Here is a 1,615-nt window from a genome sequence, read left to right as displayed (position 1 = left end):
TTAGACAATATGTAAAGACCCCCAGTTGAGAATTCGTGGATTTACCTGTACACTAGAATAAAAAAACAATCAACTTCTAACAGGAATTATCACACTCAATTGGAGGTCTTATATGTTTCATTTTACCACACTTTTCATCGGAATGGATGTTCACAAAGAAAGTTTTTCACTCTGCTATTATGATATGATGACCAATCAATTCAAACATAGCACTAAAGTTGGTCCAAATGTTAGCTATATTGTGAACTATGTGAATGAGCTTCGTCGCTTGTATGGTCAAGATACAGAAGTATTATGTGGCTATGAAGCTGGATGTCTTGGATTTACCCTATATCACCAGCTACAAGCTCACGGGATTCCCTGTATCGTGATGGCACCTACAACGGTGATGAAGGAAGGATCTAAGCGTGTCAAGACTGATAAGAAAGATGCGGCTCAGCTCGCAAAAGCTCTGGCCTTTCGTAGCTATCGACCTGTCCATATTCCTACTGCTGAGGATGAACAAGTCAAAGAATATATCCGTATGAGAACAGATCACAAAGTGGCTCTGAAGAAAATTAAACAACAAATTCTTGCCTTCTGTCTCCGACATGATTTTCGCTATACCGAGGGAAGCAATCATTGGACACAGAAACATGTCCGCTGGCTCCGTTCCCTAAATCCTGAGGGACTTTACGCAGAGATTTTGACAGAATATCTATTGACCTATGAGAAATTAGTAGATCAAATAGAACGGTATGATGCACGAATTGAGCAACTGGGTCAAAGCGACAGTTATCAAGAGAAGGTCTCACGGCTTTCTTGCTTTATTGGAATTAAAACACTAACTGCTCTTTCCATTGTGACAGAAATCGGAGATTTTAATCGCTTTGCGACAGCTCAACAGTTTGCTTCTTATCTTGGGCTGACTCCTAGCGAAAACTCTAGTGGCGACAAGGAGAGAAGAGGTGCTATCACCAAAGCTGGTAATAGCCATGTAAGACGACTTCTGATAGAAGCTGCACAATCATTGACTAAGGGAACTATTGGATATAAATCCAAAGAATTGAAAAGGAGACAAAGTGGAAATCGAGTGGAAGTGATTGCTTATGCGGATAAGGCTAATGAACGCTTAAGACGACGTTATCGCACACTTGTTCTAGGAAAAAATAAGAAACAAAATGTTGCTAAAACAGCTATTGCACGGGAATTATCCGGTTTTATTTGGGGGATGATGACAGAAAGAATAGCTTAAAGTTAGCACTTGTTTTCATGTACACTTTTGACAATTAAGTTTTATCATCGCAGAGCGATGAGGAATCCCTATTTCTATCCAAAATCACTGGGTGAATTTGGACAGAAATAAGGATTGACATCATGTTTGAATGAAAAGTATCTTGAAGGAGTTTAGGACTTCAAGGTTTGAGTCATCTACGAAAAAACTATGTGGTACATAGACAATCCACCCATTTAGATGGTAGGACTCGCGGCAGAACCATTGACCTGTAGGTAACCAATCCACGAATATCAGAGTGGCCAATGCCCGAAGCTAAGAACTAGGCTCTTTCTAGATACTTTTCATTTTTTTATCAGTTCGATTGTTTTTACTTGACAAAGGGCTTTACATATCAGTTTT

1 protein-coding gene is annotated in these 1,615 nt (G+C 39.5%); it reads left to right on the top strand.

Annotated features, from left to right (window positions below; all coding sequences use genetic code 11):
* The first annotated feature begins 112 nt into the window (after window positions 1-112).
* The gene (locus C1E99_RS14410; protein WP_105207862.1) at window positions 113-1,234 is read left to right on the top strand and encodes an IS110 family transposase; all 1,122 of its coding nucleotides are present in this window, start codon (window positions 113-115) and stop codon (window positions 1,232-1,234) included.
* Window positions 1,235-1,615: the final 381 nt, after the last annotated feature.

Source organism: Streptococcus suis (assembly GCF_002964045.1).
In the GTDB taxonomy this organism is placed as follows: domain Bacteria; phylum Bacillota; class Bacilli; order Lactobacillales; family Streptococcaceae; genus Streptococcus; species Streptococcus suis_U.
This window is presented reverse-complemented; position numbering and strand designations above follow the sequence as displayed.